Here is an 811-nt window from a genome sequence, read left to right on the forward strand (position 1 = left end):
CAATTTCACCGTTCTGCGAGATCGAGAATGCTACGACTGTATCATCCAAAGTAATTGGGGCCCCTCCGAGATCCAACACGTGCATTCCATCAGCATTGACCAGATTGCGTGTGGCATCGATCGTGAAGTTACCGGCACGGGTTAAGAACTTCGTAGTGCCGTCATCCGGACTTACTGCAAAAAATCCATCGCCGTCAATCCGCAAATCGGTTACTTGGTTCGTCGTCATGGCACTGCCCGGTGCGTGAATAACATCAATCGCCGCTACAGTTACGCCGAGGCCGATCTGCTTCGCATTCACACCACCTTGCCCTCCATCCGTCGGTGCTGTTACGCCTGCAACGGTCTGGCTAAGCATATCCTTGAACATGACTCGGCTGCCTTTGAACCCAACTGTATTCACGTTGGCAATGTTATTACCAATGACGTCAAGCTTCGTCTGAAAGCCTCTCATACCGGATACACCCGAATATAAGGATCTCAACATGCTACTTCCTCCTCAAACAATTGTGCAATAAATGTATAGCTCCGCTTCTTGCGATCCGCAGAGCTCTGGGCTTCCTGAATTAGGGCCGGCCCGTAACTAAATAATAATGGCGCTGTCGATCTGCGTAAACACGTTATCTTTCATCGAGTTCCCATCCATGGCTGTAACAATTGTGCGATTCTTTACGTTAACAATAAGAGCGATGTCATCCATCAGCACTAACGATTCTTTCGAGCCTTTGGCTGCTGCTTTATCGATAGCCGACTGAATCTTGATCAATTGCTCCGGCTTGAGCTGTATGCCCCGTTGCTGCAAACGAGATTC

Annotated in this window: 2 protein-coding genes; both read right to left on the reverse strand. The window is 49.1% G+C overall.

All coding sequences use genetic code 11. The features are described from left to right. Positions 1-487 (reverse strand): flagellar hook-basal body complex protein (locus AC1DWB_RS36435; RefSeq protein ID WP_477545916.1); only part of this gene is annotated, 487 nt, incomplete at its 3' end. A 96-nt stretch (positions 488-583) separates the two neighbouring features. After that, positions 584-811, reverse strand: a 228-nt coding sequence (locus AC1DWB_RS36440) for a TIGR02530 family flagellar biosynthesis protein (protein WP_477545917.1), incomplete at its 5' end; no start/stop codon positions are given.

The sequence above is a fragment of the Paenibacillus sp. P4_E11 genome (assembly GCF_056401635.1).